Origin of the sequence: Gemmiger formicilis (genome assembly GCF_016900095.1) — a bacterium.
Taxonomy (GTDB): domain Bacteria; phylum Bacillota; class Clostridia; order Oscillospirales; family Ruminococcaceae; genus Gemmiger; species Gemmiger formicilis_A.
Map to the genome: position 1 here is coordinate 1 of NZ_JACJJP010000077.1, position 915 is coordinate 915.

At 46.4% G+C, this 915-nt stretch carries 1 protein-coding gene; it reads right to left on the reverse strand.

What is annotated here, in order from left to right; genetic code table 11:
* Window positions 1-276: 276 nt before the first annotated feature.
* Window positions 277-915 (reverse strand): hypothetical protein (locus H6B15_RS15260; RefSeq protein ID WP_345942010.1); only part of this gene is annotated, 639 nt, incomplete at its 5' end.

Below are 915 nucleotides of genomic sequence, written 5' to 3' on the forward strand. Positions count from 1 at the left end.
TGATTGTCTGGACAACTTTCATTTTACAGGAGCCCTAATGGCTTGTCTATTTCTTATTTGCTTTTGCGAACTCGATTATACGCTATCGATGATTTTCATCGTGCCTCTAAAGTTAAATAACAATTATCTCTAAACGCATGACGCAAAATCAGCATCGCATAAGCGATCAGAAAATCCAAACCGCCTGTCCTTATGGCCGGAATAAACGGTCCATTGGGACAGGCGGTTTTCTTTGTCTTGAATGATGGACAGACAAAATATACATATTCCATGACGCTAGTCAGAACGGAAATAAGACTGATGGTGTACCATAACATCGTCTAGAATTCCCGAATCATCAAAGCCAAGCCTCCAAGAAGCCAGGTCAAAAGAGTCATTCGTTTCGTAAGTAAGAACATATGCCTCAAAGCTATCGCTTGGCTGTCCATATAACTCTAACACATCTTCTCTGGTAGACCATCCCAGCATCAACCCACCGGGAAGGCGTAGTTCTGTACCGGAAAAGTCGTAGTTGCCATATATTACATGAATACCTCCCACCGTGCTCTCGGCGACAGGGATCGTGCTTTCGGTGGTGTTGAAGACACAGACGCTGATATCCTGCTCGTGGTCATTGGTCAACGAGACCCATTCCCATTCATAGGACGCATTCGGTCCCTCCGCGCCGGACAGAGAAAGCCCGGCATCCTCCTCGGAAATTACCCACCCATCGTTTAGGAAAGCTGCAAGGGGAACCGGTAATGTATAAACCGTATCGTTGATTTGGATGGAAAAACTTTCCCAATCATTCGGGAGTTCAGGGGATGGCGGGTACAATTCTGCCCCTGACGCGTCGAGTTCTGTCATAAATTCGAGCGTTATCAAGGTGGAGGTGTGCGGCAGGTAGGTAACTTTCGCAAACAGAGCAAAGTCGTT